This is a genomic window from Caenimonas aquaedulcis (assembly GCF_015831345.1).
GTDB lineage: Bacteria > Pseudomonadota > Gammaproteobacteria > Burkholderiales > Burkholderiaceae_C > Ramlibacter > Ramlibacter aquaedulcis.
This window is the reverse complement of sequence record NZ_JADWYS010000001.1, coordinates 2,640,953-2,662,757: the sequence shown is the minus strand read 5'-3', so window position 1 is coordinate 2,662,757 and position 21,805 is coordinate 2,640,953. Positions and strand designations below refer to the sequence as shown.

Here is a 21,805-nt window from a genome sequence, read left to right as displayed (position 1 = left end):
TCGGAAGGTTCCCCGCGTCCTTACAATCGAACGCTTCTCTCGCGCGCGCACGCGCACGCGCACGTGTGCATATTCAAATTAACAGGTTTTTCGGCATGTCAGAAAAAGCGGTCAATGGCAGGGTTACCGAGGCGGCCGGCCCGGCAGCCTCCGCAGCGGACAAAAAAGCCGGCTCCCGCCGGATCCAGGTGAGGCGTTCCGGGGTACACGGCAAGGGGGTGTTCGCCGTGCAGGATATCGCCGAGGGCGAAACCATCATCGAATATGTGGGCGAAATCATCACCTGGAAGGCCGCCCAGCGCCGCCACCCGCACGACCCCAAGGACCCGAACCATACCTTTTACTTCCATGTGGACGAAAAGCGGGTCATCGACGCCAAGGTCGGCGGTAATTCGTCGCGCTGGATCAACCACTCCTGCGACCCGAACTGCGAGGCGGACGAGGAGGACGGCCGGGTCTTCATCAAGGCCCTGCGCAACATCCGCGCGGGCGAGGAGCTCAACTATGACTACGGCCTCATCATCGACGAGCGCTACACGCCCAAGCTGAAGGCCGAGTACCCCTGCTGGTGCGGCTCGCGCAACTGCCGCGGCACCCTGCTTGCGCCCAAGCGCAGGTAATGATCTGGCAGGGTGAAGCGCTCTGGGAGGCGGTCGCGCCCCTGCTGCCCGGCTTCACTGTCGAGGTCCTTCCCGAGATCGGCTCGACCAATACCGAGCTCATGCGCCGGGCCCGCGCCGGGCAGCTGGAGCCCGTGCTGCTCGTGGCTGAACAGCAGACCGCCGGGCGGGGCCGGCTGGGCCGGGACTGGTCCAGCAGCGCGGGGGCCTCGCTGACCTGCTCCTTCGGCTTCCCCCTGGCGCCCTCCGACTGGTCGGGCCTGTCGCTCGCCGTGGGGGCGAGCCTCGCCGAGAGCCTGCATCCGTCCATCCGGCTCAAATGGCCCAACGACCTGTGGCTCTCGGACCGCAAGCTCGCCGGCATCCTGATCGAGACGGCCAGCTTCGGCGACGGGCGCGACGCGCGGCGCTATGCCGTCGTCGGCGTGGGCATCAACATCGAGCCGCGGGAGGCCGCCGGGCTGTCCACGCCGCCGGCCTGGCTGCAGGAGGTCTGGCCGGACGCGACCGCCCCGGAGGCGCTCATGCGGATCGCGGTGCCGCTCGTGCGGACGGTGCTCGCCTTCGAGACCTTCGGCTTCGCACCGTTCCAGGCGCGCTTCAATGCCCGGGATGCCCTGCGCGACCGGCCGGTGGTGCTGAGCGACGGCACGGCAGGCACCGCGCATGGAGCCTGCGAGACGGGCGCGCTGCTCGTGCATACTTCCGGCGGCATGAAGACAGTGACCAGTTCCGACGTGAGCGTCCGCGCGGCCGGCAGCGGCCCCGGCGCCTGACTCATGCTGCGCCTCGTCGTGCTCGCGCTCCTGCTCGCCAACGCGGGCTACTACGCCTGGTCGCAGAACCTGCTCGCGCCCTGGGGCATCGCGCCCGCGCAGCAATCCGAGCCGCATCGCGTGGAGCAGCAGCTGCGGCCGCAGGCAATTCGCCTGGTCGCGAGCGACGAGGCCAAGCGGATCGAGGCATCCACCCTGGCACGCGCGCCCGAGTGCCTGCAGGCAGGCCTCTTCGACGACACGCAGACGGCGAGCCTGAAGCTCGCGATGGACGGCTGGCCCGCGGGCTCCTGGGCCTTCGAGGGCGGGGTGGAGCCCCCGCGCTGGATCGTCTACATGGGCAAATACCCGAGCGCCGAGAACGTGAGCCGCAAGAAGGCCGAGCTTCGCCAGCTGGGCATCTCCTTCGAGTCCCTGATCAACCCGTCGCTCGAGCCCGGCCTGTCGCTGGGCGGCTATCCGACGGAAGCCGCGGCGAAGCAGCAGCTCGAAGCGCTGGCGAGCCGCGGCGTGCGCACCGCCAAGGTGGTGCTGGAACGCGAAGAAGTGCGCGGCCAGGTGCTGCGCCTGCCGGCCGTGGACGACAGCCTGCGCCCCCGCCTGGACGACCTGAAGACCGCGCTGGGCTCCCGGACCCTGCGCGCCTGCCGCTGAACCCCCACAAGGAGACCCCCATGACGCTCAAGCTGTACTTCGCGCCCGGCGCGTGTTCGTTCGTCCCGCACACCCTGCTGGAAACCGCCGGCGCCGACTTCGAACCGGCGCTGGTGAAGCTGCACAAGGGCGAGAACCTCACGCCCGAGTACAAGGCGATCAACCCGCGCGGCCAGGTGCCGGTGCTGGTGGACGGCGACCAGGTGATCACGCAGATCGTGGCGATCGTGAATCACCTCGACCAGAAGTTTCCGGACGCCGGCTTCCTGCCGCGCGACCCGCTCGCGCGCACCCGCGTGCTCGAGACGCTGGCGTGGATGAACAACACCGTGCATCCCACGTTCACGCACGTGTTCATGCCCCACAAATTCAGCGACGACGCGCAGGCGCAGGCGGCGGTGAAGACCCATGGCGCGAAGCTGTACGGCGGCATGCTGGCCGAGCTCGAGGCGATGGCGGTGCAGGCGGGCGCGGGCTTCCTCGGCGGCGAGCGCTTCGGCCCGTTGGATGCGTACGCGCTCACGCTGCTGCGCTGGGGCGGCTTCGCCGGCTACGACCCGCAAGGCTATCCGGCGCTATGGGCACTGGTGCAGCGCGTGGCCGCCTTGCCGGGCGTTGCCCGGGCGATCGAGCGCGAGCGGCTGCAGTTGAACGTGTACAAGGCATAGTCGGATTCTGCGTCCGGCCAAGTCGGCATTGATTGCTGCGTGCCACTACGCTGGTGACAGCACGAACCGAACATTGACGCGCGTCCCCGGTGGCGTGACCCCCGGGTGCGCATCTTCGAGTTCGAGGGTCGCCGCGTGCTGACGCGCGATTTCCAGCACGATGGGCAGGCCCAGGCCCGAGCCGTCGACGTTGGTGCCCAGCGAGCGGTAGAAGGGCTGCAGCACCAGCTCCCGCTCGCTCGCGGGAATGCCGGGGCCCGAGTCTTCCACCTGCAGCACGAGCACCTGGCCGTACGGGTCGGCCAGCACGCGGGCCGTCACCACGCCGGGGTGCTGCGCGTCGGAGGGCGTGTAGGCGATGGCGTTGTCGATCAGGTTGCGGATCAACTCCTTGAGCAGCGTCGGGTTGCCCTGCAGCGTCGCGCCCGGCGCACCCGGCTGCGCGCCGTCGTAGCCGAGGTCGATATGGCGCTCCAGCGCGCGGGGCAGGAAATCGCGCACGGTCTCCATGGTGAGCGCCGCGAGGTCGCAGGGCTGCCGCGCGATCGACTGGCCGCTGCTCTCCGCGCGCGCCAGCGCCAGGAGCTGGTTGACGGTGTGCGTCGCGCGGATGCTGGACCGGCCGATCTGCTTGAGCGACTGCTTGAGCTCCTCGGCGTTGAACTGCTCGCGCTGCGCGAGGTCGGCCTGCATGCGCAGGCCCGCGAGCGGCGTTTTCAGCTGGTGTGCGGCGTCCGCGAGGAAACGCTTCTGCGTCGCGATCGAATCCTTCAGGCGCGTGAGCAGGTCGTTCACCGACGACACGAGCGGCGCCACCTCGAGCGGCACGGTCTTGTCGTCCAGCGGGCTCAGGTCGTCGGGCTTGCGGGCGCGGATGCGCTCCTCCAGCTGCGACAGGGGCTTGATGCCGCGCACGAGCGCGAGCCACACGAGCAGCACCGCCATCGGCAGGATGACGAACTGCGGCAGCATCACGCCCTTGATGATCTCCGTGGCGAGCACGGAGCGCTTCTCGCGCGTCTCCGCCACCTGCACCAGCGACACCGGCGCGCCGGGCAGTTCCAGGCGGACCCAGGTGTAAGCCACACGCACGTCGAGGCCGCGCATCTCCTCGTCGCGCAACCGCGTTTCGCCCGGCACGGGTGTTTCCTCCTCGGGCGGATGCGGGAAGTCGCGTTCGCCCGAGAGGAATTCGCCGCCGGGCCCGAGCACCTGGTAGTAGACGAGGTCGGAGTCGTCCGCGCGCAGCAGTTCCCGCGCCGGTTGCGGCAGGTTGAACACGACGCGCTGGCTCTGCACCGTGACGAGCTGCGCGAGCGCCTGCACGTTGAACTCCAGCGCGCGGTCGAAGGGCTTGCCCGCGATGCTCTGGGCCACGAGCCAGGTGAGCGCGAGGCTCACAGGCCACAGCAGCAGCAGCGGCGTGAGCATCCAGTCGAGGATCTCGCCGAAAAGGGAGCGCTGCTCGCGCTGGAAAATCTTCACGCCGGGATTTTTTCGAGGCAGTAGCCCAGGCCCCGGACGGTGGCGATGCGGATCGGGCCCTTCTCGATCTTCTTGCGCAGGCGGTGGATGTACACCTCGATCGCGTTGTTGCTCACCTCCTCGCCCCACTCGCACAGGCGCTCGACGAGCTGGTCCTTGCTCACGAGGCGGCCGGCGCGCTGCAGCAGCACTTCGAGCAGGCCCAGCTCGCGCGCGGAGAGCTCGACCATCTTGCCGTCGATGGTCGCGACGCGCCCCGCCTGGTCGTACACGAGCGGGCCGTGCTTGATCGTGCTGCTGGTGCCGCCCATGCCGCGCCGCGTGAGCGCGCGCACGCGCGCTTCGAGCTCCTGCAGGCTGAAGGGCTTGGCCATGTAGTCGTCGGCGCCGTAGTCGAGGCCCTTCACGCGCTCTTCCACGCCGTCGGCGGCGGTGAGGATCAGCACCGGCATCGACGAGCCGCGGCCGCGCAGCTTGCGCAGCACTTCGAGTCCATGCAGCTTGGGCAGGCCGAGGTCGAGGATCAGCAGGTCGAACTCGTTGTTGGTCATGAGCGCGGCGTCGGCTTCGGTGCCGCTCGCGACGTGATCCACCGCGGCGCCCGACGCGCGCAACGATCGCAGCAGCCCGTCGGCGAGCACCTGGTCGTCTTCGGCGATCAGAATCCTCATGGGTGTCTCCTGCTGTTATCCGGATGATTGTAGGCGCGCACTATCGCTGCGAAGGCGTCGTGCTCCACGCGCCGGCATACGCTTCCAGCCCGATCGCGACCACCGCGGCAACCTCGTCGCCGACCTCCGCGCGGAACTCCGCCTCGGCCTGCGCGACCGCGTCGCGAAAGGCGCCGAGCCAGGCGAGGCCGGTGGGGGTGAAGCACACGCGCCGCGCGCGCGCATCCACGGGGTCGGGCTCGCGCGTGACGAGGCCCCAGGCTTCGCACTGGTCCACGAGGTCGCCCATCGCCTGCTTGCTGATGCCGGCGCTCTGGGCGAGGTCGGTGAGCCGCGAGCCTTCCAGCGCGAGGTGCCGGGTGACGTGGATGTGCGCCGCGCTCACCTGCGCACGCGCGGCGAGGTTGGCGAGCGCGAGCGGGACTTCGACGTTGTCGGCCATGAGGTTGAGCACGCGCTGGTCGAAGCGGCGTCCGGCATGGCCCAGCAGCCGGCCCAGGTGGGTGAGCCGCCAACTGCCGTCCATGGCTGGGTTCGATGTGATTTCCGTCACAGTTAGATCGTAAGGCAAACTGACGAAAAAATCCGTTTACTTCTGCCGACCTGTCGCGTTAGAGTACTGGTCAAGCATCCAGCCTGTGATTACACCCACTGGATCGACGCACCTAACCTATTGATCCACAAGGAGATTCCATGGACGCTCAAGTCAAAGGCACCCGCATCGCAGCCGACAGCGAAAAGACCAAGGCCCTGCAGGCCGCCCTGGCCCAGATCGACAAGCAGTTCGGCAAGGGCACCATCATGCGGCTCGGCGAAGGCGAGAAGCTGGAGGACATCCAGGTGGTCTCCACCGGCTCGCTGGGCCTGGACATCGCGCTGGGCGTCGGCGGCCTGCCGCGCGGCCGCGTGATCGAGATCTACGGCCCGGAGTCCTCCGGCAAGACCACGCTCACGCTGCAGGTCATCGCCGAGATGCAGCGCCAGGCCGGCACCTGCGCCTTCATCGACGCGGAGCACGCGCTGGACGTGCAGTATGCGCAGAAGCTCGGTGTCAACCTGTCGGACCTGCTCATCAGCCAGCCCGACACCGGCGAGCAGGCGCTCGAGATCTGCGACAGCCTCGTGCGCTCGGGCGCCGTGGACCTGATCGTCATCGACTCGGTCGCGGCGCTCACGCCCAAGGCCGAAATCGAAGGCGAGATGGGCGATTCGCTTCCCGGCCTGCAGGCGCGCCTGATGAGCCAGGCCCTGCGCAAGCTCACCGCCACGATCAAGAAGACCAACTGCATGGTCATCTTCATCAACCAGATCCGCATGAAGATCGGCGTGATGTTCGGCTCGCCCGAAACCACCACCGGCGGCAACGCGCTGAAGTTCTACGCCTCCGTGCGCCTGGACATCCGCCGCACCGGCACGATCAAGAAGGGCGAGGAGTCCATCGGCAACGAGACCAAGGTCAAGGTCGTGAAGAACAAGGTCGCGCCCCCGTTCAAGACGGCGGAATTCGACATCCTCTTCGGCGAGGGCATCAGCCGCCACGGCGAGATCATCGACATGGGCGTCACCGCCCACGTCCTGGAGAAGTCCGGCGCCTGGTACGCCTACAACGGCGAGAAAATCGGCCAGGGCCGCGACAATGCGCGCGAGTTCCTGCGCGAGAACCCCGAGCTCGCCCGCGAGATCGAGAACAAGGTGCGCGACTCCCTGGGCATCCCGCTGCTGCCGGCGGACGCCGAAGCGGAGTAATCGCCTTGCGCGGCGCGCCCCCGCTGTCGCTCAAGGGCCGTGCGCTGCGCCTGCTCTCCGGCCGCGAGTATTCGCGCCCGGAGCTCGAGCGCAAGCTTGCGGGCCACGAGGAAGAGCCGGGCCAGCTGCGCCGCGTGCTGGATGACCTGCAGGCCAAGGGCTTCATCGATCACCGGCGCGTGGCCGAGTCGCTGGTGCACCGGCGTGCGGGCAAGCTCGGCGCGGCGCGCATCCGCATCGAGTTGCAGGGCAAGGGGCTGGACGCGGACCTCGTGGCCGAATCCGTGGCGGCGCTGCGCGCGACCGAGTTGCAGCGCGCGCGCGAGGTGTGGCGCCGCAAGTTCGACGAATTGCCCGCCGATGCATCGGAGCGCGGGCGGCAGGCCCGGTTCCTCGCGGCTCGCGGCTTCGACGGCGACACGGTGCGCCGGGTCCTCGGCGGGATGGAGGACGTGGGGTAAAGTGAGCTCCCGTCCTTTCGTCCCACTCCACGATGTTCAAATGGTTCGCCACCGCTGAGGCGGAGCGCTTCGGCAAGGAACTGGCCCAATTCATCCTCGCCGAGCTGAGCGGGTCCGCCCGCAAGCGAGAGGCGAAGTTCGCGGTCCGGGCCGAGAAAATCCTGATCCGCGCCGATTTGCGCGTGCGCGAGTTCCGCGCGCGCGAACCGCTCAATTTCTACAAGAAGTCCAAGCTCGCGAACGCCTTCCTCTGGGCGCTCAAGGACGGCGGCTGCGACGAGGCCTACCTTACCGAGCTGACCGACTGGCTCACGATCCGGCTGTAGCGCATGTTGTCCCGCCTCCAAGGCTGGCTCGAGCGACGCCTGGCCCATGCTTCCGGCGCCGATCCTGCGAGGCGTGCAGCGCCGCTGCCATCGGACGGTCCGGATGCCGGCGGTGAACTCTCCGAGGCCGGCCGCCGGCTGGCTCGCGGTGCCGCCCTGCTCGAACAGGGCGACGCGCGCGGCGCAGCCGAACTCCTCACGCAATCGCTGGCGCTGCGCGGCGAGGGCGACAACTTCCTGCACGACCTGCGCTTCCTGCTCGGCCGCGCGAGCCGGCTGCTGGGCGACGACGCCGCCGCGCTGGCGCATTTCGAAGCAGCCGTCGCCGCGAAACCCGGCTTCGCGCCGGCGATGGAAGAGGCGGTGCACCTGCTGCATGCGGCGCAGCGCTACCCCGAGGCGCTGGAGTGGGCGCAGCGGCTGGCGGCGGCGCAGCCGTCGCCGGCGGCGTCGACGCTGATCGCGCAGGAGATGCACTTCGCGGGGCGCAGCGAGGAGGCGCTTGAAATCCTCGACGGGGTCGTGGCGGGGAGTCCGCGAGCCGCGGATGCGATCCGCGGGCGCGGCCACATCTACCTCAAGCTCGGACGCGGCGAGGAAGCGCTGGCCGCGTTCCGGGAGGTGCTGGCCCTCGTGGGCCCGACACCCGATGGTTTCGTGCATGCGGCGGGCGCGTTGCTGCGCCTGGGCCGCCCCGCCGAAGCGCTGGACGAAGTGCGCAAGGCCCTTGAACTGCAAGCCGACCATGCAGGCGCCTTGCGCGCCGGCGTCGGTATCCTGATCGAGCAGTTGCGCGTGCGCGAGGCGGTGGAGATGGCGCGCCACGGGCTCGGGCTGCAACCCGCCGACGCGGACCTGCACTGGAACCTCGGCGTCGCCTTGCTGCTGCTCGGCGAACTGGACGCCGGCTGGACGGAACACGAATGGCGTTGGCGCAGCAGCGTGATGCGGCGCAAGGCCGTCCAGCTGCCGTCGCAGCAACCGCGTTGGGCAGGAGAGGACCTGGAAGGCAGGACTTTGCTGGTGTACGCCGAGCAGGGCTTCGGCGACACGATCCAGTTCGCGCGCTTCCTCCCGGCCGTCGCTGCGCGCGCCAGGGCCGTATGGCTGCACGTGCCCGCGCCGCTTGAGCCGCTGTTGCGCGGCATCGCGCCCAACATCAAGGTCCTGCCGGCCGAAGGCGTCCTGCCGCCCTTCGATTTCCAGTGCCCGTTGATGAGCCTGCCGCACTGGCTGGGGACCACCCTCGCCACTTTGCCCGCGCAGGTGCCCTACCTCACGGCGGACCCGCAACGCGTCGAAGCGTGGCGCCGAAAACTGGGCGATGGCAGCGGACGCAAGAAGGTCGGCGTGGTGTGGTCCGGCAACCCCGGCCACAGCAACGACCACAACCGGTCGATTGCGCTTTCGGCCTTCCGCTCGATCGCGGTCCCGGCGTGCGAATTCGTCAACCTGCAGGTGCAGATGCGCGAATCCGATCGCGAGGCGCTGCGCGGCTGGCCGCATCTGGTGAGCGTGGACGGTTCGGTGAACGACTTCGCCGACTCCGCGGCCCTGGTCGCCGCGCTCGACCTGGTGGTGACGGTCGACACCAGCGTGGCGCACCTGGCCGGCGCCCTGGGCCGTCCGGTGTGGATTCTGCTGCCGTTCTGCCCCGATTGGCGCTGGATGCTGGAGCGTGACGATTCGCCCTGGTATCCCACCGCGCGCCTGTATCGCCAGCAAGTCGCGGGCGACTGGGCGCCCGTGCTGCTGCGGGTTGCGCGCGACCTGCAGTCCCTGGACGGTGCAAATCCCGCATCCGTGCCGCAGGTCGACTGGATCGCGCGCGGCAACGCGGCGCTCGGCGAATGGAAATTGGACGAAGCGCGCGAGTGCTATCGACAGGCCGCCGCACAGGACCCGAGGGACCCGCTCGCGCGGCTGAACTTCGGCTTCGTGCTGCTGGAGCAGGGCGATGCGTCAGCGGCATCGCACCAGCTCGCGCAGGCCCTGGCGTTGCCGCATCCGGAGCAGGGGTTCGCGCACGATGCGCACTTCCTGCTGGGCCGCGCGCAAGCGCACATGGGCCGCGTCGACGATGCGGTGGCATCTTTCGAATCGGCCGTGCGATCCAAGGCCGACTTCGCCGAGCCGATGGAGGAAGCGGCGAAGTTGCTGCACGGCGCAGCGCGCTACGACGAGATGCTGGCCTGGGCGACGCGCCTGCAGGCCTTGCGGCAGGACAGCGGCGCGGACCTGGTGGTGGCGCAAGCATGTCACGCACTGAAGCGCAATGCGCAAGCCTTGGAACTGGTCGAGTCCGTGCTCACGCGCGAACCCGGCAACGCCGCTGCCTGGTCGGGGCGGGGCAATGTGCTGATGGACCTCGGGCGGGCTCGCGAGGCCTTGCAATCGTTCGAGCGGGCGTTGGCCCTGGCCGGCCCCGCCCCGGAAACCCTCGTGCCTTGCGCGACTGCACTGTCGCGACTCGGGCGCCACGACGAGGCGCTGCAGCGAATCGACGAAGCGCTGCGCCTGCGTCCGGGGGACCGCGAGACGCTCATCGTGCGTGGTGTCGTGCTGACCGCGATGGTGCGCATTCCCGAGGCGATCGCCTGCGCGGACGAGGGCCTCGCGCTGCATCCCGGCGACGCCGACCTGCACTGGAACCGCGCGATGGGGAGCCTGCTGCTGGGCGACTATGCCGCCGGGTGGGCGCACTACGAATCGCGCTGGCATGCCGCCGCGCAAGGCCGCAAGGGCCGGCCGCCGCAGTTCGGGCGGCCGTGGTGGACAGGCGGTGAAGACCTCTCCGCGCGCTCGATCCTGCTGCTGTCGGAGCAAGGGCTCGGCGACGCGATCCAGTTCCTTCGCTTCGTGCCGCTCGTGGCCGCCCGCGCGAAGTCGGTGCTGCTTCGCGTCCCGCCGTCACTGGCCGCGCTGGCATCGGGCCTCGCGCCCAACTGCCGGGTGGTGCACGACGGCCAGGAGATTCCGGCCTTCGACTTCGTGTGCCCGCTGATGAGCCTGCCGCACGTGCTGGGCATCACGCTCGCCAACCTGCCCGCGGCGGTTCCCTATGTCACCGCCGACGAAGCGCGCGTGCGGGAATGGCGCGAACGCCTGGACGACGGCCGCGGCCTGCTCAAGGTCGGGGTGTCCTGGTCCGGCAACGCGTCGTACAACAACGACCACCACCGTTCGATCCCGTTGCAGGCGTTCCGCGCCCTGGAGGCGGCCGGATGCGAGTTCATCAGCCTGCAGCCGCAGGTGCGCGAAAGCGATGCGCAGGCGCTCGCGCAGTGGACGCAGCTGCGCCGCTTCGACGAAGAGATCGGCACTTTTGCGGAGACTGCCGCGCTCGCGAGCGCGCTGGACCTGGTGGTCACGGTGGACACCGTGTTCGCGCATCTGGCGGGCGCACTGGGCCGGCCTGTGTGGGTGCTGGAGGCGTACGCACCGGACTGGCGCTGGATGCTGGAGCGCGAGGATTCGCCGTGGTATCCGACCGCGCGGCTCTACCGTCAGCCCACCGAGGGCGATTGGACGTCGGTGCTGGCGCGGGTGCGCTCGGACCTCACAGCCCGAGCATCAGCCTGAGGTTCTGCACGGCGGCGCCGCTCGCGCCCTTGCCGAGGTTGTCCAGGCGCGCGACCAGCACGGCCTGGCGCTGTTCCTCGCTGCCGTACACGCGCAACTCCATCTTGTTGGTGTCGTTGAGCGCCAGGGCGTCGATGCGGCCGTCTTCCGTGGGCGGCTGCACGCTCACCCATTCGCTGCCGGCATAGTGCCTGGCGAGCGCGGATTCCAGGTCCTTCGGATCCGGCTTGCCCGGGAGCATATCCAGGTGGAGCGCCAGCTGCACCAGCATGCCCTGGCGGAAGTTGCCGACCGCCGGCACGAAGATCGGGCGGCGGGTGAGGCCGGTGTACTTCACGATTTCCGGCAGGTGCTTGTGCTTGAAGTTCAGCCCGTAGATCTGGAAGGCCGGGGCGTCGCCGCTCTCGTAGGCCTCGATCATGCTGCGCCCGCCGCCGGAGTAGCCGCTGACGGCCGGCAGGTACAGCGGGAAGTCGCGCGGGATGATGCCCGCATCGACCAGGGGCCGCACCAGCGCGATCGCGCCGGTGGAATAGCAGCCCGGGTTGCTCACGCGGCGCGCGGCCGCGACGGCCTCGCGCTGGCCGGGGGCGAGTTCAGGGAAGCCGAAGACCCAGCCCTCGGCGGTGCGGTGGGCGGTCGACGCGTCGATCACGCGGGGGCTGCGGCCGGTTTCGCGCTCGATCCCGTCGATCACCGCGACGGTTTCGCGCGCGGCGTCGTCGTGCAGGCACAGGATGACCATGTCCACGCCGGTCATCAGCGCGCGCTTGGCGGCCGGGTCCTTTCGCAGCTCCGGCGCGATGCTCACGACTTCGACCTGCGGCATGTTGGCCAGCCGTTCGCGGATCTGAAGGCCGGTCGTGCCGGCTTCGCCATCGATAAAGACCTTGGGCATCTTTTGTCCTGTTGGAACTGCTCGCGCCACTGTAAGGCACGCCGCAGATTGGTGCATTGCACCATGATACAGTTGAAGACCGCTTCCTGCAGGCCGCGCACCCGGCGCGGCCGCGGTGCCGCCGGGCCGATTCCCCCACGTTCCTCGAGAGAGACCTCATGAAGATTCACGAGTACCAAGGCAAGGAGATCTTGCGCAACTTCGGTGTGCCCGTTCCGCGCGGCATCCCGGCTTTCACGGTGCAGGAGGCGGTGGAAGCCGCCCAGAAACTCGGCGGCCCGGTGTGGGTCGTCAAGGCACAGATCCACGCGGGCGGGCGCGGCAAGGGCGGCGGTGTCAAGGTCGCGAAGACCGTGGACGACGTCAAGCGCCTGGCCGGCGACATCCTGGGCATGCAGCTGAAGACGCACCAGACCGGGCCCGAAGGGCAGAAGGTGCGGCGCCTGTACATCGAGGACGGCGCGGACATCCAGAAGGAATACTACGTGTCGGTCGTCACGGACCGCGCGACGCAGAAGATCGCCTTCATCGCCTCCAGCGAAGGCGGGATGGACATCGAGGAAGTCGCGCATTCGACGCCCGAGAAGATCATCAAGGTGTTCGTCGACCCGATCGCCGGCATCACCGATGCGCAGGCCAGGGAAATCTCGGACGGCATCGGCATCCCCGCGGACTCCACCGCGCAGGCGGTCGACGTCTTCAAGAAGCTCTACCGCTGCTACATGGAGACCGACGCGTCCCTGGTCGAGATCAACCCGCTCAACCGCGACAGCAAGGGCAACATCACCGCGCTGGATTCGAAGTTCAACTTCGACAGCAACGCGCTCTTTCGCCACCCCGAGATCGTCGCCCTGCGCGACCTCGACGAGGAAGACCCGGCCGAGGTCGAGGCGAGCAAGTTCGACCTCGCCTACATCAGCCTCGACGGCAACATCGGCTGCCTCGTGAACGGCGCCGGCCTGGCGATGGCGACGATGGACACCATCAAGCTCTTCGGCGCGGAACCCGCGAACTTCCTGGACGTCGGCGGCGGCGCCACGCCGGAGAAGGTCACCGAGGCCTTCAAGATCATGCTGAAGAACAAGAAGGTCAAGGCCATCCTGGTCAACATCTTCGGCGGCATCATGAAGTGCGACACCATCGCCACCGGCGTCATCACCGCCTGCAAGGCCGTGAACCTGTCCGTGCCGCTGGTCGTGCGCATGAAGGGCACGAACGAAGAGCTGGGCAAGAAGATGCTGGCCGAGTCGGGCCTGCCGATCATCAGCGCCGACACGATGGCGGAGGCCGCGCAGAAGGTCGTCGCCGCGGTCAAAGCAGCAGCTTAAGGAAAACAAGATGTCGATCTACATCAACAAAGACACGCGCGTCATCACCCAGGGCATCACCGGCAAGACCGGCCAGTTCCACACCGAGAAGTGCCAGGAATACGCCAACGGCAAGAACTGCTTCGTCGCGGGCGTGAACCCGAAGAAGGCCGGCGAGAAGATTTTCGACATCCCGATCTTCGCCTCCGTCAAGGACGCGAAGAACCAGACCGGCGCCAACGTGTCGGTGATCTACGTGCCCCCGGCGGGCGCGGCAGCCGCGATCTGGGAAGCTGTCGAGGCCGACCTCGACATGGCCATCTGCATCACCGAAGGCATTCCCGTGAAGGACATGCTCGAGGTGCGCAACCGGATGAAGGCCAAGGAAGCCGCGGGCGGCAAGAAGACGCTGCTGCTCGGCCCCAACTGCCCGGGGCTCATCACGCCGGACGAAATCAAGATCGGCATCATGCCGGGCCACATCCACCGCAAGGGCCGCATCGGTGTCGTGTCCCGTTCGGGCACGCTCACCTACGAAGCCGTGGCGCAGCTCACCGAAATCGGCCTGGGCCAGTCCAGCGCCGTGGGCATCGGCGGCGACCCGATCAACGGCCTGAAGCACATCGACGTGATGAAGGCCTTCAACGACGATCCGGAAACGGACGCCGTCATCATGATCGGCGAGATCGGCGGCCCCGACGAGGCGGACGCCGCCCGCTGGTGCAAGGACCACATGAAAAAGCCGATCGTCGGCTTCATCGCAGGCGTCACGGCGCCTCCGGGCAAGCGGATGGGCCACGCCGGCGCGCTGATCTCCGGCGGCGCCGATACCGCCGACGCCAAGCTCGCCATCATGGAAGAGTGCGGCTTCAAGGTCACGCGCAACCCGTCGGAGATGGCCAAGCTGCTGAAGGCGTTGCTGTAAGCAGAATTACGAACCTGACTGCAGCCCGACGCGCTTACACTGCGCGTTGAAGAAAAGAAAGCGCCCCACGACCACCGTTCTGGGGCGCTTTTCATGCCTAACAACGCGCTGGAGAGACAAGCATGGAACTGCTGCAGAGTCCCGAGTTCTGGATCGGGCTGTTGAAGATCATCTGGATCAACATCATCCTCTCCGGCGACAACGCCGTCGTGATTGCCCTGGCGGCACGCTCCCTGCCCCCGCAGCAGCAAAAGAAGGCCATCCTGTTCGGCTCCGGCGCTGCCGTGGTCCTGCGGATCATCCTGACCGTGGTGGCCGCCAAGCTGCTTTCACTGCCCTACCTGCAGGTCGTCGGCGGCTTACTGCTGCTCTGGATCGGCATCCAGCTGCTGTCCGAAGAGGACGGTGAGGATGACGGCGAAGTCAAGGAATACGGCAGCCTCGGCGCCGCGATCCGGACCATCCTGATCGCCGACCTGGTGATGAGCCTGGACAACGTCATCGCCGTGGCTGCGGCAGCCAAAGGCAGCACCGTGCTGCTCATCCTGGGCCTGGCGATCAGCATTCCGCTGGTGATCTTCGGCGCGACCCTTATGGTCAAGCTGATGGAGCGCTTCCCCATCATCGTGGTGCTCGGCGCGGGCCTCATCGGCTGGGTCGGTGGCGAGACGATCGCGAGCGACGTGGTGCTGTCGGACTTCGCGCATGCGAACCCCTGGCTGCACTATGTGGCGGCCGCCGCAGGCGCCGTCTTCGTGGTCGGTGTGGGCAAAGCGCTGCAGGCGCGCGCGCACAAGACGCAAGAGGCTTGAAGCCGGCATTTCGCGGGGCGCGAATGCCCCGTGCACAAATGCAACAAAACGTAGTAGCGACGTGACAAAGTCCCTTGTCCGTCGCTGTTGCGTCTGTTAACGTCCCACCGGAGGCCTGCACCCTTCGTGGCGTCGGGTGTTGGTAATGCCGTGGTTGTCCGCGGTGTCGATCAGTTCTTCGCACGAGGGGCGGGCAAGTGAGCACATCTTCTTCGGCAAAACGTGGCCGTTTCTGGCGCGCGGACTGGTTCATGGGCGTCCTCGTCGTGGCGGCCGTGGTGTTGCTGAACCTCGGCACCGACACCATCGGCACGATGGAGCGCCGCTTCTACGATTACGCGAGCACCAGCAGCGGACGGCAGCCCTCCGACCGCATCGCGATCATCGCCATCGACGACCAGAGCATCGCGAACATCGGACGCTGGCCCTGGTCGCGCGACATCCACGCGCAGCTCATCGACAAGCTCGCCGCCGCCAAGGCCAAGACCATCGTCAACACGGTGTTCTTCTTCGAGCCCCAGACGGACCGCGGCCTCGTGTTCATCCGCAAGCTCAAGGAAGCGCTCGGGCCGGAAGGAAGCACGGGCGGCAATGCGCTGGTGGACAACCTGCACAAGGTCGTCGCGGAAGCCGAAGCCACGCTGGACACCGATGCCAAACTCGCCGCCAGCATGGCCAAGGCGGGCAACGTGGTGATTCCGTCCTTCTTCCAGCTAGGCGAGGCACAAGGCAAAGTAGACAAGGGGCTGCCTGCCGCAGCGTTGAAGAGCAGCGTCAAGGACACCGGGGGATTCTCCGTCCCCGCCATGGCCACTCAGCAGCCGATCGACATCATTGCGAATGCGGCGGCTGGGATTGGCCACCTCAACCAGCTCAACGACAAGGACGGCGCTGTGCGCACGGAGCCCCTGCTCGTGAATTACGACGGGAACGCGGTGCCTTCGATGAGCCTGCTCGCCGCGCTCAAGAGCCTGAACCTCACGACATCAGACATTCGCCTGAATGCAGGCGATTCCGTGCAGATCGGCAAGCTGCGAGTCAAGACGGACGAAGCGGCGGTCATGTTCCCGCAGTTCTACAAGGGTCGCGACGGCAAGCCGCCGTTCGCGATCGACTCCTTCTACGACGTGCTGAACGGCAAGATCCCGGCTAGCAAATACACCGGCAAGATCGTGCTCATCGGCGCCACGGCCGCGGGGGTGGGCTCGCAATTCGCTGTGCCCGGAACGCCCGCCGTCACGCCGGTGGAAATGATCGCCCACACCACTTCCAGCATCCTCAGCGAGCACTTCATCGTGCAGCCGGCCTGGGGCGGCTGGGCTGCGCTGGGGGCGTTGCTGCTGGTGGCCGCCTACGTCATCGGCGGCCTGCCGCGCCTGAGCGCGGGGCTGGCGGGCATGGTCACCGCGGTGCTCTTCGTCGCGCTGCTGGCCGCGGAGTTCGGCCTGCTAGCCGGCGCGTCGACCTGGCTGCAGCTCGTGTTCCCGGCCACGCTGCTCGTGATCGGGCACCTCGCGCTCACGACCAAGCGCTTCCTCGTCACCGAGGCCGGCAAGCTCAAGTCCGATGAAGAGTCGGCCGAGACCAATCGCATGATGGGCCTCGCGATGCAGGGACAGGGCCAGCTGGACGCCGCATTCGACCGTTTCCGCCGCGTGCCGCACAGCGACGCGCTGATGGACAACCTGGGCAACCTGGCGCTCGATTTCGAGCGCAAGCGGCAGTTCAACAAGGTGCAGGCGGTCTACGAATACATGGCCACCCTGGACAAAGGCTACAAGGGCCTGGACGCCAAGCTCAATCGCGCGAAGAACCTGTCCGAAACCGTCATCCTCGGCGGCGGCGGGGCGCACCCGGGCGGCACGATGCTGCTGGATGGCGGCGGCGTGGAAAAACCCATGCTGGGCCGCTACCAGGTAGAGAAGGAGCTCGGCAAGGGCGCGATGGGCGTGGTGTACCTCGGCAAGGACCCGAAGATCGGCCGCGTCGTCGCGATCAAGACGATGGCGCTGTCGCAGGAATTCGAGGGCGAGGAACTCGCCGATGCGCGCGAGCGCTTCTTTCGCGAGGCGGAGACCGCCGGCCGCCTGCAGCACCAGAACATCGTCACCATCTTCGATGCGGGCGAGGAGCATGACCTCGCCTACATCGCCATGGAATTCCTCAAGGGCAAGGACCTGGTCGATTTCTGCAAGGACGGTCAGCTGCTGCCCGCCGCCAAGGTCGTGTCGATCGTCGCGCGCGTGGCCGAGGCGCTCGGCTACGCGCACAAGCAGAACGTGGTGCACCGGGACATCAAGCCCGCGAACATCATGTACGAGTTCGACAGCGACACCGTCAAGGTGACCGACTTCGGCATCGCGCGCATCACGGACTCCAGCAAGACGAAGACGGGCCTCGTGCTGGGCACGCCGAGCTTCATGTCGCCCGAGCAGATCGCCGGCAAGAAGGTGGACGGCCGCTCGGACCTCTACTCGCTCGGCGTCATGCTGTTCCAGATGCTCACCGGCGTGCTGCCCTTCCGCGGCGACTCGATGGCGGAGCTGATGTACAAGATCGCCAACGAGGAAGCGCCGGACATCCGCATCGTGCGCAAGGACATCAGCGAGCGGCTGGCCAACATCGTCGCCCTGTCCCTGAGCAAGCGCCCCGAGACCCGCTACCAGGACGGCGACCAGTTCGCCGGCGACCTGCGTTCGGTGCTGGCGGAGTTGTCCGGTGCGCCGATGCCCGCGCCCGCGGCGAGAACCGGTCCCGCCACGCCCCCCGGCGTCGTCATGCGCCCCGACGACGAGGTCAACGTCGCCAACGCGGACAAGACGGTGGCGTTTGCCACCGGCGCGCACCCTTCCGCGGACGCCGCGCCGGTGTTCGAAGCCACGGTGGTCGGGATGCCGCCCCCCGCGGCGTCGCCGCCGGGCTATGATCCGACGCACAAAAATGACGGAGGAGACGCCGCCTTTGCCAAGACCGACGTGTTCCGCAAGCCAGGAACTGGCGGATCCGGCGAGTCCTGACCGGCAACCTATGAACTACGAGTTTTGCATCCGCACCGATCCGGGCCTTGCGCGCGAGAACAACGAGGATTCCGTCACCTTCGACGAACCGGTGCGCCTCGGCATCCTGGCCGACGGCATGGGTGGCTACAACGCCGGCGAGATCGCCAGCGGCATGGCCACCACGTTCATCAAGTCGGAACTGGGGCGCTGGCTGTCGCAGGCGGGGCGCCACGCCAACACCCGTGAAGTGCGCCGCGCGATGGAGATCTGCGTCGACAACGCGAACCGCTCCATCTTCAATGCCGCCAATTCGAATCCGCACTACAGCGGCATGGGCACGACGCTGGTCGTCGGCGTCTTCCAGGACGGGCGCGTGCTGATCGGGCACATCGGGGACTCGCGCTGCTACCGGTTACGGGGCAACGAGATCACCCAGGTCACCAAGGACCACTCGCTGCTGCAGGAGCAGATGGACGCCGGGCTGATCACGCCGGAGCAGGCGGCGACTTCCAGCAACAAGAATCTGGTCACCCGCGCCCTCGGCGTGGAAGACGCAGTGTTGCTTGAAGTCAACGAGCACAGGGTCGAACCGGGCGATATCTACATGATGTGCTCGGACGGTCTGTCCGACATGGTGGATGATGAGGGGATCGCGAAAATCCTGGCTGGAGACGCGACGCTGGAGCAGAAAGCCGCTCAATTGATCGATGCGGCGAATGCGAACGGCGGGCGCGACAACATCTCGGTTTTCGTGGCGCAGGCGAGTCTCGCGTCCAAAAAGCGGGGCCTGATTTCCAGAATGCTGGGAAAATAGCCTTTGGTACTAGTTCCCGAATAACGAGTCTTAAAGACAGGAGTGGACCATGCCGAAAATGATCGTTTCGATCGACGGTGTTGTCATCAAGGAAGTGCAGTTGACCAAGGACCGGACCTCTCTGGGGCGCCGGCCGTACAACGACATCGTGATCGACAACCTGGCCGTCAGCGGCGAACACGCGGTCCTGCAGATGAGCGGTAACGAGGTCTATCTCGAGGACCTGAACAGCACCAACGGCACCTATGTCAACGGCAAGGCCGTGAAGAAGCAGCTGTTGCAAAATAACGACACGGTGGAAATCGGCAAGTACAAGATCAAGTACATCAACGAAGTCGCCGGCCCCACCTTCGAGAAGACGATGATCATCAAGGCGGGCATGGTCCCGCCGATGCCCGGTCCGGCGGCGCCCGCCGCGGCCGGCGCCCAGGCAGCTCCCGCATCCAGCGGCGCTGCCCAGGCGAGCGACCTCGGGCACATCAACGCGGCGATCAAGGTGCTCTCGGGCGCCGCCGCGGGGCGCGAAGTGCCCCTCGTCAAGGTCGTCACCACCATCGGCAAGCCGGGTGTCGCGGTGGCGGCCATCACCAAGCGGCCCCACGGGTTCGTGGTGGCGCACGTCGAAGGCGCCAACAAGCCCACGCTCAACGGCGCGGCCATCGGCGCGGAGCCGGTCACCCTCAAGAACGGTGACCTGCTGGAACTGGCCGGCACGCAGATGCAGTTTGTGCAGCCCTGATCGCGCCGGCGCCCAGCGCGCCCCGCATCACCACCAGCGAGGTAGGGCCTGATGGGCTTGCTCTGGAAACACTGGCCACGCATCGCGGTGACGCTGATCCCGCTGGTGTTCGCGCTCGTGCATGCCATCGGCCTGGTGCCGATCGGCTTCCTGCAGCGCCTCGACGACATCATCTACGACGCGCGCATCCGCGCGACGCTGTCGAACAAGGCCGACGAACGCATCGTCATCGTCGACATCGACGAGAAGAGCCTGGCTGAGGTTGGCCGCTGGCCCTGGAGCCGCAACCGCGTCGCGGAGATGGTCCAGGACCTGTTCGACCGCCAGCAGGTCGCGCTCGTGGGCTTCGACATCGTGTTCGCCGAGGCCGACGAAAGCTCCGGACTGAAGCGGCTGCGGCAACTCGCGCAGGGGGAATTGAAGGACCAGGCCGGGTTCGGCGAGCGCGTCAACCAGATGCAGGCGTCGCTCGACTACGACGCGCTCTTCGCCAAGGCCATCGAGAAAAAGCCGGTCGTCCTGGGTTATTACTTCACGAGCGACCGCGATGGCCGCACCAACGGCGTCCTGCCCGCGCCCGTGATGACCAAGGACGCGCTGCGCGGGCGCCCCATCACTTTCATCGGCTACAACGGCTACGGAAGCAACATCGAGCAGATCGCCCGCGCCGCGCCGCTGGCGGGCTTCTTCAACCCGATCATCGAAGAGGACGGGGTGGTGCGATCCATCCCGCTCGTGGCCGAATACAAGGGCGCCTACTACGAGTCCCTGTCGCTCGCGATGTTCCGTGCGCTGCTGGGCCTGCCGAAGGTGGAGCCGGGATTCCCGCGCGACGACTCGCGCCTGGTCGGGCGGGACTACCAGAGCCTCGAAAACATCCGGTTGAACGTCGCGGCGGACAAGGTGCTGGGCATTCCCGTCGACCATCGGGTCGCCACGCTGGTCCCTTTCCGCGGTCCCGGCGGCCCGCAAGCCGGCAGCTTCCGCTACGTTTCGGCGTCCGATCTCGTGGCCCACCGCCTGCAGCCCGGCACCCTGAAAGACCGGATCGTCCTCGTGGGCACTACCGCGCCGGGCCTGCAGGACTTGCGCGTGACCCCGGTGGGGGGCACCTACCCCGGCGTCGAAACGCACGCCAACGTCATCGCCGGCTTCCTCGACGGCAAGATCCTCTTCAAGCCGGACTACGCCATCGGCTACGACGTGACGGTGGTCCTCCTCGCCGGCCTGGTCCTGGCGATCGGGCTTCCCCTGCTCACCGCCACCCGTGCCGTGCTCCTGAGCGTCGTGGTGATCGGCCTGGTGGTCGGCCTGAACTTCTACCTCTATCTGGGCAAGGGCTGGGTGCTGCCGCTCGCGACCACGCTGGTGATGTGCCTGACGGCTTTCGCCCTCAACATGAGTTACGGCTACTTCGTGGAAAGCCGAAGCAAGCGCGAACTTGCAAACCTGTTCGGCACCTATGTCCCGCCCGAACTGGTCGACGAGATGGTCAAGGACCCCGAGGCCTATTCGATGAAGGCCACCAACAAGGAACTGACGGTGATGTTCTGCGACATGCGCGGCTTCACCAAGATGTCGGAGACCATGGAGCCGACCCAGCTCCAGGAACTGCTCAACGCCGTCTTCAACCGCCTCACCGACATCATCCGCGGCAACCGGGGCACCATCGACAAGTACATGGGCGACTGCGTCATGGCGTTCTGGGGCGCACCGGTGGAGACCGCCGAGCACGCGCACCTGGCCGTGAAGACCGCCATGGAAATGGCCAACGCGGTGCGCAAGATCAACGAGGAGCACCGCGCCAAGGGGATGCCCGAGATCGGCATCGGGATCGGGCTGAACACCGGGACGATGTGCGTGGGGGACATGGGATCGGACATCCGCCGGGCCTATACCGTGATCGGCGACTCGGTCAACCTCGGCTCCCGGCTGGAGGGACTGTCCAAGGCCTACGGCGTGGACATAGTGGTGAGCGAAACCACCCGCAAAATCGCGCCGCAGTTCGCCTGGCAGGAGCTCGATCGGGTCCGGGTGAAAGGCAAGGAGCAGGCCGTGGCCATTTTCTGGCCGCTGGCGCCCGCCGACCGGCTGGACAAGGCCCACAGCGACGAGCTGAAAACCTGGGCGGCGCTGCTCAAGGCCTACCGCGCGCAGGACTGGGACCAGTGCGACCTTCTTCTGCTGAACCTGCAGCGGATGAATGCAAAAAAATACCTTTACGAACTGTACAGCGAGCGTGTAGCCTCGATGAGATTGCTCCCCTTCGACCCGGAGTGGGACGGGGCGACCAATTTCGAGACCAAATAGGAACCTTGTCGA

General features: G+C 67.3%; 19 protein-coding genes. 15 read left to right on the top strand and 4 right to left on the bottom strand.

Annotated features, from left to right (window positions below; all coding sequences use genetic code 11):
* Positions 1 to 95 precede the first annotated feature (95 nt).
* The 4 genes from I5803_RS12835 to I5803_RS12820 are packed head-to-tail and all read left to right on the top strand — an operon-like array spanning position 96 to position 2,718.
* Positions 96 to 620 carry an SET domain-containing protein gene (locus I5803_RS12835; protein ID WP_231402406.1) on the top strand — a complete coding sequence of 175 codons (525 nt, stop codon included), beginning with the start codon at positions 96 to 98 and terminating at the stop codon, positions 618 to 620.
* Complete coding sequence (locus I5803_RS12830) at positions 620 to 1,396, top strand: biotin--[acetyl-CoA-carboxylase] ligase (protein ID WP_196986735.1); 777 nt, start codon at positions 620 to 622, stop codon at positions 1,394 to 1,396. The genes I5803_RS12835 and I5803_RS12830 overlap by 1 nt, the downstream gene beginning before the upstream one ends.
* 3 nt (positions 1,397 to 1,399) lie before the next feature.
* Positions 1,400 to 2,050, top strand: a complete 651-nt coding sequence (locus I5803_RS12825) for an SPOR domain-containing protein (protein ID WP_196986734.1) — start codon at positions 1,400 to 1,402, stop codon at positions 2,048 to 2,050.
* A 20-nt stretch (positions 2,051 to 2,070) separates the two neighbouring features.
* A complete protein-coding gene (locus I5803_RS12820; protein ID WP_196986733.1) occupies positions 2,071 to 2,718 on the top strand; it encodes a glutathione S-transferase family protein in 648 nt (215 codons plus the stop codon).
* 45 nt (positions 2,719 to 2,763) lie between these two features.
* Here I5803_RS12820 and I5803_RS12815 read toward each other — a convergent pair whose 3' ends face one another.
* From I5803_RS12815 to I5803_RS12805, 3 genes are read right to left on the bottom strand one after another with little or no spacing between them, the layout of a single operon-like run.
* A complete protein-coding gene (locus I5803_RS12815) occupies positions 2,764 to 4,203 on the bottom strand; it encodes a sensor histidine kinase (protein ID WP_196986732.1) in 1,440 nt (479 codons plus the stop codon).
* Positions 4,200 to 4,874 carry a response regulator gene (locus tag I5803_RS12810; protein WP_196986731.1) on the bottom strand — a complete coding sequence of 225 codons (675 nt, stop codon included), beginning with the start codon at positions 4,872 to 4,874 and terminating at the stop codon, positions 4,200 to 4,202. The genes I5803_RS12815 and I5803_RS12810 overlap by 4 nt, the downstream gene beginning before the upstream one ends.
* 40 nt (positions 4,875 to 4,914) lie before the next feature.
* On the bottom strand, positions 4,915 to 5,400 hold the full coding sequence (locus tag I5803_RS12805) for a MarR family winged helix-turn-helix transcriptional regulator (RefSeq protein ID WP_196986730.1): 486 nt from the start codon (positions 5,398 to 5,400) through the stop codon (positions 4,915 to 4,917).
* Between the two features lie 167 nt (positions 5,401 to 5,567).
* Here I5803_RS12805 and recA point away from each other — a divergent pair, with 167 nt between their 5' ends.
* Genes recA through I5803_RS12785 form a run of 4 tightly spaced genes read left to right on the top strand, consistent with a single transcriptional unit; the run spans position 5,568 to position 10,989 of the window.
* Entirely contained in the window at positions 5,568 to 6,620 is a 1,053-nt protein-coding gene (gene recA, locus I5803_RS12800) for a recombinase RecA (RefSeq protein ID WP_196986729.1), read from the top strand.
* Between the two features lie 5 nt (positions 6,621 to 6,625).
* On the top strand, positions 6,626 to 7,081 hold the full coding sequence (recX, locus tag I5803_RS12795) for a recombination regulator RecX (protein WP_196986728.1): 456 nt from the start codon (positions 6,626 to 6,628) through the stop codon (positions 7,079 to 7,081).
* A gap of 32 nt (positions 7,082 to 7,113) precedes the next feature.
* Positions 7,114 to 7,407: a hypothetical protein gene (locus I5803_RS12790; RefSeq protein WP_196986727.1), complete on the top strand. Its 294-nt coding sequence runs from the start codon at positions 7,114 to 7,116 to the stop codon at positions 7,405 to 7,407.
* Between the two features lie 3 nt (positions 7,408 to 7,410).
* The gene (locus tag I5803_RS12785; RefSeq protein ID WP_196986726.1) at positions 7,411 to 10,989 is read left to right on the top strand and encodes a tetratricopeptide repeat protein; all 3,579 of its coding nucleotides are present in this window, start codon (positions 7,411 to 7,413) and stop codon (positions 10,987 to 10,989) included.
* On the opposite strand, the gene argC is transcribed toward I5803_RS12785, so the two are convergent.
* Positions 10,967 to 11,887, bottom strand: coding sequence for an N-acetyl-gamma-glutamyl-phosphate reductase (argC, locus tag I5803_RS12780; protein WP_196986725.1), 921 nt, complete (start codon positions 11,885 to 11,887; stop codon positions 10,967 to 10,969). The two genes, I5803_RS12785 and argC, sit on opposite strands and share 23 nt — an antisense overlap.
* A gap of 158 nt (positions 11,888 to 12,045) precedes the next feature.
* On the opposite strand from argC, the gene sucC reads away from it, so the two are divergent.
* From sucC to I5803_RS12745, 7 genes are all read left to right on the top strand, one after another.
* Positions 12,046 to 13,215 (top strand): ADP-forming succinate--CoA ligase subunit beta, encoded by a 1,170-nt coding sequence (gene sucC / locus I5803_RS12775; protein WP_196986724.1) that lies wholly within the window; start codon positions 12,046 to 12,048, stop codon positions 13,213 to 13,215.
* A 10-nt stretch (positions 13,216 to 13,225) separates the two neighbouring features.
* Positions 13,226 to 14,119: a succinate--CoA ligase subunit alpha gene (gene sucD / locus I5803_RS12770; RefSeq protein WP_196986723.1), complete on the top strand. Its 894-nt coding sequence runs from the start codon at positions 13,226 to 13,228 to the stop codon at positions 14,117 to 14,119.
* Positions 14,120 to 14,241: 122 nt separating this feature from the next.
* Positions 14,242 to 14,931, top strand: a complete 690-nt coding sequence (locus I5803_RS12765) for a TerC family protein (RefSeq protein WP_196986722.1) — start codon at positions 14,242 to 14,244, stop codon at positions 14,929 to 14,931.
* A gap of 251 nt (positions 14,932 to 15,182) precedes the next feature.
* A complete protein-coding gene (locus I5803_RS12760) occupies positions 15,183 to 17,948 on the top strand; it encodes a CHASE2 domain-containing serine/threonine-protein kinase (RefSeq protein ID WP_196986721.1) in 2,766 nt (921 codons plus the stop codon).
* Between the two features lie 10 nt (positions 17,949 to 17,958).
* Positions 17,959 to 18,744: a Stp1/IreP family PP2C-type Ser/Thr phosphatase gene (locus I5803_RS12755; RefSeq protein WP_196988555.1), complete on the top strand. Its 786-nt coding sequence runs from the start codon at positions 17,959 to 17,961 to the stop codon at positions 18,742 to 18,744.
* Between the two features lie 49 nt (positions 18,745 to 18,793).
* Entirely contained in the window at positions 18,794 to 19,483 is a 690-nt protein-coding gene (locus I5803_RS12750; RefSeq protein WP_196986720.1) for an FHA domain-containing protein, read from the top strand.
* A 51-nt stretch (positions 19,484 to 19,534) separates the two neighbouring features.
* The gene (locus tag I5803_RS12745) at positions 19,535 to 21,793 is read left to right on the top strand and encodes a CHASE2 domain-containing protein (RefSeq protein ID WP_196986719.1); all 2,259 of its coding nucleotides are present in this window, start codon (positions 19,535 to 19,537) and stop codon (positions 21,791 to 21,793) included.
* The last annotated feature ends 12 nt before the right edge of the window (positions 21,794 to 21,805 follow it).